The sequence below is a fragment of the Puniceicoccaceae bacterium genome (assembly GCA_040224245.1).
Taxonomy (GTDB): Bacteria; Verrucomicrobiota; Verrucomicrobiia; order Opitutales; family JAFGAQ01; genus JAKSBQ01.
The window spans coordinates 1-12,995 of the sequence record JBEGIR010000034.1; the positions used below are offsets into that span (position 1 = coordinate 1).

General features: G+C 53.1%; 9 protein-coding genes and 1 tRNA gene. 6 read left to right on the plus strand and 4 right to left on the minus strand.

Annotated elements, in window-relative coordinates; genetic code table 11:
- Nucleotides 1–26 precede the first annotated feature (26 nt).
- Nucleotides 27–338, minus strand: a complete 312-nt coding sequence (locus ABQ298_06000; GenBank protein MEQ9823918.1) for an HU family DNA-binding protein — start codon at nt 336–338, stop codon at nt 27–29.
- Between the two features lie 92 nt (nt 339–430).
- Here ABQ298_06000 and ABQ298_06005 point away from each other — a divergent pair, with 92 nt between their 5' ends.
- From ABQ298_06005 to ABQ298_06020, 4 genes are all read left to right on the plus strand, one after another.
- Entirely contained in the window at nt 431–2,047 is a 1,617-nt protein-coding gene (locus ABQ298_06005; protein MEQ9823919.1) for an AAA family ATPase, read from the plus strand.
- Between the two features lie 50 nt (nt 2,048–2,097).
- Entirely contained in the window at nt 2,098–2,802 is a 705-nt protein-coding gene (gene ubiE / locus ABQ298_06010; GenBank protein ID MEQ9823920.1) for a bifunctional demethylmenaquinone methyltransferase/2-methoxy-6-polyprenyl-1,4-benzoquinol methylase UbiE, read from the plus strand.
- 137 nt (nt 2,803–2,939) lie between these two features.
- Nucleotides 2,940–4,274, plus strand: coding sequence for a putative porin (locus ABQ298_06015; protein ID MEQ9823921.1), 1,335 nt, complete (start codon nt 2,940–2,942; stop codon nt 4,272–4,274).
- Between the two features lie 151 nt (nt 4,275–4,425).
- Nucleotides 4,426–4,502 (plus strand) — tRNA-Pro (locus tag ABQ298_06020).
- Between the two features lie 354 nt (nt 4,503–4,856).
- Here ABQ298_06020 and pelA read toward each other — a convergent pair.
- On the minus strand, nt 4,857–5,966 hold the full coding sequence (gene pelA, locus ABQ298_06025; GenBank protein MEQ9823922.1) for a pectate lyase: 1,110 nt from the start codon (nt 5,964–5,966) through the stop codon (nt 4,857–4,859).
- A gap of 56 nt (nt 5,967–6,022) precedes the next feature.
- Between pelA and ABQ298_06030 the strand changes: the two genes are divergently transcribed.
- Nucleotides 6,023–7,795, plus strand: a complete 1,773-nt coding sequence (locus tag ABQ298_06030; protein MEQ9823923.1) for a sensor histidine kinase — start codon at nt 6,023–6,025, stop codon at nt 7,793–7,795.
- Here the strand turns inward: ABQ298_06030 and ABQ298_06035 are convergent.
- Nucleotides 7,787–8,806, minus strand: a complete 1,020-nt coding sequence (locus ABQ298_06035; protein ID MEQ9823924.1) for an ROK family protein — start codon at nt 8,804–8,806, stop codon at nt 7,787–7,789. The two genes, ABQ298_06030 and ABQ298_06035, sit on opposite strands and share 9 nt — an antisense overlap.
- Nucleotides 8,807–9,025: 219 nt before the next feature.
- Here ABQ298_06035 and ABQ298_06040 point away from each other — a divergent pair, with 219 nt between their 5' ends.
- Nucleotides 9,026–9,919 (plus strand): universal stress protein, encoded by an 894-nt coding sequence (locus ABQ298_06040; protein MEQ9823925.1) that lies wholly within the window; start codon nt 9,026–9,028, stop codon nt 9,917–9,919.
- A 102-nt stretch (nt 9,920–10,021) separates the two neighbouring features.
- Here ABQ298_06040 and ABQ298_06045 read toward each other — a convergent pair.
- On the minus strand, nt 10,022–12,995 hold a 2,974-nt coding region (locus tag ABQ298_06045), incomplete at its 5' end, for a TonB-dependent receptor (GenBank protein ID MEQ9823926.1).

Sequence of the window (12,995 nt, forward strand, 5' to 3'; positions counted from 1 at the left end):
ACCCAAGGCGTAAAAACCTGGCTCAATTACGCAAGCTTATCCTTGTTCAGTTTTTCAAGCAGAACCTTCAGCTCCTTGCCTGCCTTGAACTTGATGACAGCGCGGCTGGGAATCACGACATCCTTTTCCGGCTTGTTGGGATTACGGCCCACGCGGGATTTGCGCTGCTGAATCTGGAATACCCCAAAATTACGCAATTCAACGTTGCGTCCTTCGCCGATTGCCTTCGCAATCACGTCAAGCGTCATCTGGACAGTTTCCTTGACTTCCTTCTGCGGGAAATTTGTCTTCTCGTAGATTTCCAATACAATGTCGCGTTTGGTTAAGTTCGAAGCCATGAATTGAGTTTTTGGAAATTACCTTAATGATTCACGCAGAAATCTTTAACAAAAATGGAATCGTCAGTCTTTTCAACTGTCAACTGAATTTTATGAACGATAAGGAAAAAGAAAACCCTCTCGATGAACTGAAACGACAATTGGAGAGCATGTTTCAGGGTCAATCCGGGTCCTCGGCAATGCCTTCCTTTCTGAACCCGGGAGCCGCATCAGGTCCGTCCAAAGAGGGTCCACACCCAAAACCCAGTGATCAGGATGCAAAAGATCAGGCCATTCTTAAGAAAATCCGCGAGTTCAACCTGAAACCGAAGGAGATCACCGATTACCTCAACCGTTTCGTGATCCGCCAGGATGAAGCCAAAAAGGTTCTTTCCGTCGCGATCTGCGATCACTTCAACCATGTTCGCAAGTGTATTGAAGATCCACAGCTTGGGCGTGAGGAATACCACAAGCAGAACATCCTGCTGCTCGGACCAACCGGTGTCGGAAAAACCTACCTGATGCGCACCATCGCCAAACTGATTGGTGTTCCATTTGTCAAAGCCGACGCTACCAAATTTTCGGAAACCGGATATGTGGGCGCTGATGTGGAAGACCTTGTCAGGGATCTCGTGAAGGTCGCCAATGGCAACATCGACCTGGCTCAGTATGGCATCATTTACATTGATGAAATCGACAAAATCGCCAACGCGGGTGGCAGTTCGGGAGGCAAGGATGTATCGGGTCGTGGTGTGCAGATCAATCTGCTCAAGATCATGGAAGACACCGAGGTCAGCCAGTTCAGCCCCACCGATATCATGGCTCAGATGCAGGCCGTGATGGGGGGGAATCGTCAAAAGGGAACCATTTCCACCCGACACATTCTCTTCATCGTCAGTGGCGCCTTCGACAAGCTGGCAGAGAATATTCAAAAACGTCTCAACGCCACCAAGATCGGATTTGATGCCAACCCCGACAAATCCGATGCAGCCCTCAATCAGGCCCTTCAACAAGCCGAAACCCGCGATTTCATTGACTACGGTTTCGAACCCGAGTTTGTGGGGCGTTTGCCCGTGCGCGTTGCCTGTGATCCGCTGAGCGTTTCCGATCTCGCAAAAATCATGACCACTTCTGAAGGCAGTATCCTCAAGCAGTATCACCGGGACTTTCAGGGATTTGGTATCGACTTCGATATCAATCCCGAAGCCATTCTGGAGGTGGCACGCCGGGCGCACGGACAAAAAACCGGAGCCAGAGGCATTCTCACGGTGCTCGAACGCCTGTTCCGTGATTTCAAGTTTGAGCTGCCCTCAACCGGCATTCGCTCATTTGAAGTGACCGAAGCCACCCTGAAGGATCCGCGCTCCGAACTCGAAAAACTGCTTCGCGACAACCTTCACCTCATGGCGGAGGTTCATCGAAAGGATGTGGAACGCTTCGCTGCTGCATTCAAAAACCAGTTCGATCTCGAGCTGCAGTTCAATGATGATGCAATTGCTGCACTCGCATCACTGGCAGAGCAGGAGCGTCAGTCGATCTACTCGGCTTGCGAAGTCTGTTTCAGCGACGCCCAGCACGGTCTGAAAATCATTGCGCGCAACACAGGACGAACCCGATTCGAAATCGATTCCACCTTTGTCCAACAGACCGACAATGTCATCTCCAAGTGGGTGGTGGAGAGTTTCAAAAACGCTGACACCTCAGAACCGTCCGAGGACGCATCCCGTTAAAACCCGGGAACGCAATCGGCAACATCATTCCCGCGACTGCATTTCAGACCATGCCCGAAGCAAAGGCCGTAAACAAATTCTTCAGCGACATTGCGCCATCCTATGATCTCGCCAACCGGGTCATGAGTTCCGGCATAGATGTGGGATGGCGACGCTACCTTGCACGGCGCGTCTCCGCCAGTCACCCCGTCGATCTGCTCGACCTCGCGACAGGAAGCGGAGATGTTGCCTTCACACTGGCGCGCAAGGTGAAATCCGCCCAACACATCCTTGCGACCGATTTCTGCCAGCCGATGCTTGAACAGGCCATGCAGAAGCAGTCGACACGTCGGGGAGCTGAGCGGGTTTCCTTCCAACAAGCAGATTGTCTCAACCTGCCCATGGACGACAATTCCTTTGACGTGGTCACGATCGCATTCGGACTGCGCAATCTCGAGGACCGGGCGAGGGGTCTCGCTGAAATACTTCGGGTGCTGCGCCCCGGTGGTCGTTTGCTGGTGCTCGAATTCACCCAGCCCGACCGATGGATTCGCGGTTTTTACTACTGGTACCTGAAACACATCATTCCCCGAATTTCCGGCAAACTCACAGGTCACGAAGATGCCTACGAATACCTTGGCTCAAGCATTGAGGCATTCCCCGAAAAAGCAAAGCTCGCTGCCGAACTCGAAGCTGCCGGATTTACCGACATCCGCATGAAGGGCCTCACCTTCTCCATCGCTGCAGTTCATGAAGGCAGCAAGCCCGTGACTTGATCCGCCACTCGTTGTCATGACCGGCCTGCCTGCGTTTTCACGTTGCAGAATCCTGTGACTGGGTACAAAACATGCGAATCCCACGACGGTATCATCTCCTGTGTAACAACCGTTATTGAACCGAATAACTGGCAACCATGCGCTCCATTCGAAACCTGATGCTCTGCGCCCTCGGCGTTGGCTTGTCCCTCTCCAGTGCAACTCTGCACGCAAATGAACTCGGACCGCTCATTGAGCTGCTGATCAAAAAGGATATCATCACTGCCGAAGAAGCGGAGGAACTGCGAGCAGAATTGTCAACGGAGTATGCCGCCACCCCGGCAGGCAAACTCTCCCTGCCCGAAAAGGTCAAGCAACTCCGGGTCGAGGCCGACTTGCGCACACGCTACCAGCACGAAAGTGTGCGCGCTCAGGGACAATCCGATGCGAAGGAGCGCAACCGCTGGCGATATCGCCTCAAAATGGGCTGGTTCTATAAATTTTCTGAAGGCTGGAGCACCGGTATTCAGGTGGAAACCAGTGACAACTCCGACTCCACCAACACCGACTTCGGTGGGTATTTTGACAAGGAGGGAGACGATCTCTTTCTCGGCCAGGTCTACCTCGACTACAGTTCACGCACTTCGTTTGCCGATTTGATCAACTTCACGGTTGGCAAGAAAAAACACCCGTTCATGATGCCTTCTGCAGTGTGGGACAGTGACATCAATCCTGAGGGCTTCACCCAGCAAATGGGCTGGATCTATGAAGGCGATCACTGGTTAAAACTGCGCGCCGGACAATACCTCATCGACGAGATCAGGGAAGACAGGACTGGTGCTGAGCGCGACCGCTGGCTCTTCGTTGCACAGGCTGAATACCAATACCACCTCGGTCTGCGCTCAGACCTGCGCATCGCCCCCTACATCCTGGTAGAGAGCGGGGGTACGACCTCCAGCTCTATCGCCGAAGGCGGGAATACTCCCAGCAATGAAAATCACATCCCCTATTTTCGCAACATGGCATTTGTTGCACTTCCCGTGGAGTGGAAGTTTCATTACCGCAATACGCCTCAACAGCTCAGTGCAGCAGTTGGCATGAACCTGAAAGGGGATGACGCTATCCTTGATCTGCGCAGCCCCTATCGTCCCACTCACTTCTCAGGATCACTGCTTCGCGATTCCAACAACCTCTTTCTCCAAACCGCCTACCGCATCGGAAGTAATCGAAATGCAAGGGATTGGATGCTCTCACTCGAATACCGCTACCTCGGCGCTGCAGCCATTACCCCCAACCTCAGTGATTCAGATTTCGGAAAAAATCGCCTCAACCAAAAGGGATTTATACTCAGTGGTTCCTACATGATTTCGGACAGTGTGAAATTCGAACTCACCTACTTGAGTAGCGAGGCGATTCGATCAAACTGGAGGAGTCAGGTTGCAGATGCATCTGACGTCGATTTGATTCAGGTCGACCTATCTGCAAAATTTTAAAAGTTCATGCGTCCTTTCCCGAAATTCATCGTGCAATCTGTAGGCTTTGTGCTACTGCAGCCCATCCCATGAGCTTATCGAAATTCCCCATTTTTTAGGAGCGTGGGGTTGACTTCCCATTCGAAACCACCCAAAAATGATCCCTTTGAGTCGGGACGTAGGTCAGTCTGGTAGACCGCTACGTTCGGGACGTAGAAGTCGCTGGTTCGAATCCAGTCGTCCCGACCATTTTTTTACTTTCGTGGAGTTGCTACGACTGGATGAGAACCTTGGTTCGTACCGAGGATCCCGCTCTCAAGCGGGAGACGACACAAGCGCAGCGCCAATCCAGTCGTCCCGACCATTTTTTTACTTTCGTGGAGTTGCTACGACTGGATGAGAACCTTGGTTCGTACCGAGGATCCCGCTCCACAAGCGGGAGACGACACAAGCGCAGCGTCTGGAGGTTTCCAATAACCAGAATGAAACCGTAGGGCTTGTGCTTGTCGCAAGCCGCCAAAACGTCCGTCTGTCAATCACCTGATCCGAGCTGCAAAACCGACCGAATACCCAACATCCCACAGGTCGCAGCACCCAAGCCCGTCAATCCATCACCCCGTGTACACTTGCCCAGCGCGGGTATTCCTTCTCCAACAGATTCTGAGCCCAGGTGCCAAAAAAGCTGTATCCGCTTCGCCGCTCATAGCCGATTTCCGCATAATCGTACCGCACGACCGAATCCCGATCCAGAAAGATGGGGCGATGCGTCTCCAATTCATAAAAGCGCGCCCATAGTAGCGGGGCCTCTGGATCCGAAATCAACACCCGCTCCAAGCGCCCATCCGGTTGCCTGATCTTCTCAAGCCGTTTTCCATGGATCGCAACGGTGCGCAACCACTCCACAGCTCCCCGCACTGCCTCTTTTACCTGTGGGGAGGGTTCTTCAAGAGACATCAAAAATCGCACAATGCCAACCGACTCGAACCCCGAGAGCGATGGTGGCTCGTATGCACGCGCCCATGCGGGTTCCAGCGTCTCGCGATCATGCTGGGCACACCAGGCCGTCAACTGTCCATCTTGCCAAATCTGGGTGTTCAGGATGCAATCAATGCCACGATTCAAGGCTTCCTCCACACTCACGCGAAGCACCTCATCCACAAAGTCATAGGGTGCTTCACGTTCGGCCACTGACTTCAATAATTCCAGCACCCGAATCATCGCATTGTCGTTGTAGGTGATTTGCGAATAGTAGCGGTCCCCTCTCAATGGGAAAAACTGAGGAAATCCACCATTTTCATACTGGCTCTTCAGCAAATAGCCCAAACCTCGTTCAAATGCTTCGGCATCCCGTGGCGTTGTTGTCGCTTCATACACCTTGGCCAGAAAGCGCATTGGCAATATGGTCGCACCGTTGTCGATGGTATTGCAATGACCCTTCGCTTCAAGCTGTTCCAGCACAGCATCCGTTGCCGGTTCCAATAAATTCCAATTCTTCGGCCATGCCCCATGCTCCGACTGGTAGGTCAGCACCGCATCCGCCGCCTCGCGTGCCTGCACAGAGGCAAACCATACTGAGGGCTTCTTCAGCAATGCCGGTCCCCACTGCAACGTCTCCGTTTGCAGTTCCGCCAACAAGGAAAAATTTCCCAGCAACAGCAGGAACCCACGTCCCAGAAAGAACTTCCATGCGACCGTCATGTTCACAGTCTCCATTTCCCTCATTTCCGAGTCAAGCCACAGCTCAATTTGCCGATCTTCGCGACATGCCCATGCCGTTTCGTTCCCGTCCCAATCCCATGCCCCGCCAGTGGGCATTGTGGGTCTGCATGATATTGCTCACAGGCTTTGTCTTGAGTAGCCTGGGCAGTTTCTGGGTCTCCAGAGAAAATGTGCGAAAAACCATCACCGACAGTGCACTGCCTCTCACCTCTGACAACATCTACTCCGAGATTCAGAGGGATCTGCTGAAACCCGTATTCATCTCCTCCGTCATGGCAACCGATACTTTCGTGCGAGACTGGATACTGGCGGGTGAAAGCGATCCTTCCCGCATCATCAACTACCTCTCCGAAATCAAAACAGAATACCAGACCGTCACGGCCTTCCTGATCAGTGAACTCAGTCGAAACTACTATCACGCAGCACAGGTTCTCAAACAGGTCAACGAATCCGAAGAACGGGATGAGTGGTATTTCCGGGTACGCTCCATGGAGACTCCGTTTGAAATCAATGTCGACATCGACATGGCGAACAACGATGCCATGACCGTTTTTGTCAACTATCGTGTGCTGGACTACGATGGCAGATTCATCGGAGCAACCGGAGTCGGGTTGACGCTGGAGCGGGTCAATCAGTTGATCAAGAGCTACGAATCCCGCTACTCCCGCCACATTCTTTTTGCTGACCCTGATGGCGGGATTGTGCTCGACTCCCAGGGGCGTAATTCAACCACAGAAAATCTCTCCGACATCAAGAAACTGCGTCCCCATCTTCCGGACTTGCTTCAAAAGGAAGCAACTCGTATCCGATACAAGCGTGACGGTTCCCACGTTTTCCTCAACAGTCGCTTTGTCCCCGAATTGGGTTGGTATCTCATAGTCGAACAATCTGAAGACATCCTGCTCGCTCCCCTGCGGAAAACACTGCTGATGAACCTCTTGATCGCGGCAGTCACTACCGTTGCGGTTGCCCTGCTCTGCATCGGCTCTATTCGTAGGTATCAATGCGGTCTCGAAGAACGCAATACTCGTCTGATTCAGGCTCAGGAAAAATTGCAACAACAGCAGGCAACACTCGAACAGAATGCCCGTGAGCTTAGCAATCAAAACCACAAACTTGAATCCCTGAACCAGGAGCGCAACGAATTCCTCGATATCATTGCGCATGACCTCAGAACCCCCGTTCACGGAATCACCGGAATGTGTGAATTGCTCAAAAATGAAGGTATTGATGCAGCGGATCGCCAATCCTGTCTTGACGCGATCACAAGCAGTTCCGAATCCATGATGGAACTCATCCAGAACCTCTCCGAACTTCGCGATGTCGAAAGCATGGAAAGCACCCGCAATCTGGAACCAATGCACTGGAATCAATGCATCTCCACCGTCGTGCAGCGTTTCCGACGCATCGCACAGGCCAAACACATCGAGCTGTGCCTGGCGCTGGACCCAAACTGCAACACGACAGTTGAAGGCAAGCAGGCCTGGATGAACATCGCACTCGGCAATCTGGTCAGCAATGCCATCAAATACAGCCCCCCACATTCTCAAATCGAAATCAAGAGTTGCCTCGATCAAGACCGCATCAGCGTTTCGGTGCGCGATGCGGGTCCTGGATTCTCCGAGGAAGATTTGCAAAACATGTATGGCAAATACCAACGCCTTTCCGCCAAACCCACCGGAGGTGAAACATCGACAGGACTCGGTCTGTTCATCGTCCAGGCCATGGCGTCACGTCTGGGGATCAGCATTGATGTCAACCATCACCCCGAAGGTGGTGCCGTGTTCACCCTGTCCAAAACCTGTCGCATAGCCCTAGTCTGAGATCAAATCCATGGCACTGCGGGCAACTCCGTAGGCAGCACTCGCGTCGCCTCCGATGGCCCATTCAAAGGTGGTGGTTTTTGCGTAGGGAGGCAGCGGGCTGTTCTGGTAAAATGGAGCGGCCCGTTTCTTAAATCCTTCCTCCACTGACTCGAGATACCAATCTCGAAATTGAGTCTCCGCAAGTCCACCTCCAATCACGATGAGTCCAGGATCAAAAAGACTGACCAAATCCGCAAGTCCATAGCCTAGGATGTGAGCCTGCCTCTGGAAGATCTCAATCGCCAATGCATCACCCTGCTCCGCATACTCACGCAGTTTGAAGGCCTTTTGCACGATGGTGGAATCTTCCTGATTCAGCGGATGGTTCGTGTGTCGGTCCTGACTGAGTTGGATCTGGAGCGTGCGTCGCAGTCCGACCAGGGAAACCCAGGCTTCAAGGCAATGCGTGCGTCCATTGGCATCGGCTGGCACCGTTCCGTCCTCTTCTACAAACGGCACGCTGATATCACTGACCTCCAGTGCCAGGCCGTTCGTTCCAGTATACATGACCCCACCGGGAAGCACGAGTCCTCCCCCGAGTCCTGTACCCGGTGCAACAAAGAGCAGTCCCCCCTCTCGTTCCTTGCGATACAGCCATTCCCCAAAAGCAGCCGCGTTGCCATCGTTGGTCATCATCACCGGCTTGCCGATCACTTTTGAAAACTCCTGCTCGATGTTCGTACCGACCCAGTCTTCCGAAAGATTGGACTTCCCCCAAATGACCCCATTTGAACAGGGTGCAGGCACGTCAAGCCCGACTGCGCGAATGGCATCGGGATGTATCCCGCTTTGTTCCGAAAGCAGGCGAAGGGATTCCTCCAGCTGACAAAAGGTGCGACGGTATCCTTCCTGAACACAGCTGGGAATTTCCACCATGGGTCCTGCAGGTTCTCCAGACTGATCAATCAGCATGGACTTTAAGGTGCTGCCTCCGATGTCGAGGCCTGCGAAATAAGATACATCACTCATGCAAATGGGGGTAATTGGGGTTGCCTGCTTCGGTTAAAATGCGATTGACGCATCAGTTTCAAAGCAAACGAAGCATTGTCAACCTTAGCCGAACTGAATCCTTCGAACGGTTGCAGGCAAATCACAGATATATCTTGTCAAAAAACTTTCCTGAATTCGATTTCGGCAATCAAAGGACAGGATTCTTTCGTTCACCCTTCTGAGAGAACAATCCCACCGATGAAACGCTTCAAACGCATGCTGGTTTTCCTGCATGGAACCCCATCCGACCTGACCCTGATTCGCTACGTTGCCAACTTTGCAATGCTCTGTGAATCCGAGCGCATCCTATGGGTGATGAAGCAGCCCAGTGAGAGTAGCGAGAGTGAATCAGCTACGATGTACCCTACCGAATCTAAACTTGCCACTTCACTGGCTTTGTCGGCAGATGCATCGGCGTCGAGTGTGATTCTCCGTATTTCGGAGACTGTCGCTTTGCAATCCCCATCCGCTACTCGTTTGAGCACAGTGGCAGCACACGACCGGAGCGATCTGATTCTCGCAAATGCGGGAACCTTTCCCGCCTCTGAAACTGAAACACTGATAACGGGTGCACCTTGTTCCATCCTGTGGGTCAATCCGAGTGCGACCCCACACTTTCGAAAAATCATGGTTCCTGTGAATTTCAGCAGCTCATGCGTGGAATGTGTGCAAATCGGCGCCAATCTGGCAAAAACCCGCAAAATCAATCACCTTTTTCTGTTCCACTCCGTGCGGATTCCACTTTCCTGGTATCGCCAGAACTCAAAACTGGCCGCGTCAACCGAATTGCTCACAGAGTCTGCACATCACAAGATGCGTGCCCTGAGCGCACAGGTCGATTCCATCGGAGTTGACTGCACCTGGCGTGTTGCAACTGCCAATCAGACTTGTGCAGGCATTCGGCACTTTGAAGAGCAGCTGCAGCCCGACCTGATGATTCTGAGCCACAATGCACAGCGCAACCGTCGGGCATCGCCAACTGTCATGCGCATCCTCAACACAACACACACCCCAACCCTGATTTTCCGCCAATCCAACGCGAATCAGGATACGGGAAAATCCACCGTTTCTGCCTTGGCGAATGCAGCCTGAGTTTTACCAATGCCTCATTTGCCCGGGAATAAACCTTCCCAGGCAAATGGAGTGCATTGATTCATCTGAAATGAGCTCCGGTTTTCACAGGAGCCTTGAGGCCTAGAAACGCCTTGTCAGCTCCAGCGTCAGCATACGCCCCGTGATGAGGTGCCCGTGTACTCCCGGGTCGTAACCAAAATTGTTCGCCGCAAGCGGCGGTTCTTTGTCGGTGAGATTGACCACTCCAAGGCGCAGGGTGGAATCCCTCAACCACTTCGATGCATCCTCAGAAAAACGATAACTGAAATTGAGATTAAAGGTTGTCACCGAACCCAGAACAAAACGGTAGGTTGTGCGACCTTCGGAGAAATGAGGCCGAAGGTAACTTGGGCGACCCAGCGATTCATAGTTCGCCTCACTGGTCGTCGTTCCGGTCAGGGTCGAACCAATGTAATAGATCCCGAGTCCGGCCGACCAGGGCCCTTGATACCAATTGATGGAGGTGGTGCCCCTCCATTTGGCGGCACCATCCATTTCCAAATGGTTGGTCACAACTTCACCACGATCTGCAAAAAACCGGGTTGCCACCGACTTCTCCAGGTGACTCCATTCCGAACTCAACACAAGTCGTCCAAAGGATTGTTCGCTCGATGCATAGCGCAGTGCAAAATCCCAACCTGACACTTCGGAACCACTGAGATTCACAAACGGACGATCCACCTGAAAGATGCGACCCACTACCGCTTTCGGATCCGACGGATTCTGCGCATTGTAGTTCGCAAATCCAAGACGGTCCTCTTCCGTCGGCGCAAAGCGGATGATGTCAGGATCACCCTGATACCGTTCTGTTCCACTGCCAAGGTCGATCTGATCAATGGAGACTCCACGCGCAAGCTCCTGTGCGATGAATGCATTGAGCAGTGCCGTATCACTGGCGCGGATTTCCGCTTCCGAGCGCTGTCCCACAATATCGGTCTGCTCCACCTTCCAATAATCCGCCGAGATTCGCAATCCCTCAATCCCGGGAACATCGATCACGATTCCATAGGTAAATCCCTCGGACTCCGAAGCCTTGAGTTCCGGATTTCCACCAAACTGAGTACGGTTGATGTAGGGTCCTTCATTCAGAACAGGATTGCGGTAAGAGTCCACGGTGCCCGGGGCACCTGATATCGTCCATCGTGTGGTTGTGTAGAGTGCAGACAAGCTCGGTGCCTTGAATCCCTCATTGACCGAAGCACGCACCATCACCGACTCACTTGGACTCCAGTTCACTCCATACTTGAGTTTGGTCGTTCCTCCAAAATCACTGTAGTGCTCATGCCTCGCAGAGAGACTGACATCCATCGAGCGCAACAGCGTCCATCGACGCTCAGGGTCCACCACCGGGATTGCCAATTCAGAATAAACACTCCAAACGGAACGGTCACCGAATACGTCAGGACGGGGAGGATGCAACAGGAAATCATTGTTCTCCGGATCCAGTCCGCTCTCGACTGGATTGAGTCCACCAAACGGTGGGCGGATGTCCTCCAGTTCCTCTTCCCGATATTCACCTCCAGCCGCGAGTTGAATGTCTCCAGCCCAGCCCCGGAGAAGACGACCCGATGTCTTGAAGTCGACACTGGTGATGGACGCCTCCGCATCCCGGCCATAGACCGCTGCAAAACTCTCCACGACCGACTCCGGATTCGTATAGGCCTGGTCTGCCACAACGGCACCATTCTCTACACGAAAGGTGTAGCCGAACGGGTTGAACGCGCTCGCATCGGTGCGAAGCAGTGCCTGCTGGAGCAGACTTTCACGCACGTCATTGTGGGCACGATCCTTGCCCTTTACCTGATTGCGAAAGATTGCACTTTCCCAGGTCCAGGTTTGCCCCAGCTGTCCTTTCAACCCCGCCAGGATGCGGTATACATCTGCCTCCGTGCGCACGTCCTCCGCCCCGAGGTCCCGCACCGTCAGTGAAAGCAATCCCAATTCGCTCGGTGTACCCTGCAGTCGAGCACTGCCGTCCGCATTGGTTAACGCCTCGGGATGATAAAAGTGCGAACCATAGGGATTGTAGGGGTTATCCATCGCCATGATCGCAAGGTAGTCGGTGACCGGTGCGTTCAACCACATCGGCTGCCTGCGCATGCGCGATTCCGATCGATAATACGCAAGTTCCGCGAACAGCGTTACCGAATCTGTCAAATCCACTTCCAAGAGGTTGAAGAGGTTCGCACGTGTGGTACGAGGATGCGCCATGCCGTAGGCGTTGATATCAAGATAATAGTCCGAATCGTTCGTTCGGTTGGGCGCCTGACCTGTGAGCGTTGGTGTGCCGTCAATGGGACGAAAATACATGTTACCTTCCGCAGGGAGCACACGAAATCGCGGCCAAAGGCTGTTCGCAGAGCTGCGATTGAAGGGACCCGTCGGCGTGTCAAACGGCGCAGGGGCGCGATGACTCTGGTCCGCACTCGCACTGAAGTCGCGCTCGGTCAGAAAGATTGCATCGCGATAGAGCACATCCAGATTGCTGAACCACCGCACTTTGCCGCCTTCAAACTGAGTTCCATATGCGATGGATGCCTGGCTCTGCGCCCCTCCCCCATGCTCTGGGAAGCCAAAGCGCAGCTTCACTTCTGTGCCACTGAAATCGCGATTCAGTACATAATTAACCACCCCACCAATCGCGTCTGATCCGTAGATTGATGAAGCACCATCACGAAGAATTTCGATGCGTTCGATTCCTTGGGTCGGCAGGTGGTTGATGTTGACGTTGTGTTGCAGTGCCGTGGTCATCGGATTTGCAACCAGTCGGCGTCCATTGATCAGGATGAGTGTGCTGTCTGAACGAAGGGAACGCAGGCTGATGCTGGTGTGATCTCCGCGTGCACCCGACGAACCAAGGCGGGTTTCATTATCGGGCATGCTCGTTACCTGTGGAAGTGCCGTCAGCATTTCCATCGGTGTGAATGCTTGCCGCAAATCAATTTCATCCGCAGAGATTGTGGACACAGGAATGACCCGTGCGGCATCCACTTTTTCAAAATTCGTTCCCGTGACGACATAGGCGTCAAGATCGAGAATCGAAGGATTGGATTGA

Coding starts and splice junctions, on each gene's coding strand:
- pelA (MEQ9823922.1), bottom strand. CDS start 5,966: ATGGAGACTGTGAACATGACGGTCGCATGGAAGTTCTTTCTGGGACGT.
- ABQ298_06035 (MEQ9823924.1), bottom strand. CDS start 8,806: ATGAGTGATGTATCTTATTTCGCAGGCCTCGACATCGGAGGCAGCACC.
- ABQ298_06000 (MEQ9823918.1), bottom strand. CDS start 338: ATGGCTTCGAACTTAACCAAACGCGACATTGTATTGGAAATCTACGAG.
- ABQ298_06015 (MEQ9823921.1), top strand. CDS start 2,940: ATGCGCTCCATTCGAAACCTGATGCTCTGCGCCCTCGGCGTTGGCTTG.
- ABQ298_06040 (MEQ9823925.1), top strand. CDS start 9,026: ATGAAACGCTTCAAACGCATGCTGGTTTTCCTGCATGGAACCCCATCC.
- ubiE (MEQ9823920.1), top strand. CDS start 2,098: ATGCCCGAAGCAAAGGCCGTAAACAAATTCTTCAGCGACATTGCGCCA.
- ABQ298_06030 (MEQ9823923.1), top strand. CDS start 6,023: ATGCCGTTTCGTTCCCGTCCCAATCCCATGCCCCGCCAGTGGGCATTG.
- ABQ298_06005 (MEQ9823919.1), top strand. CDS start 431: ATGAACGATAAGGAAAAAGAAAACCCTCTCGATGAACTGAAACGACAA.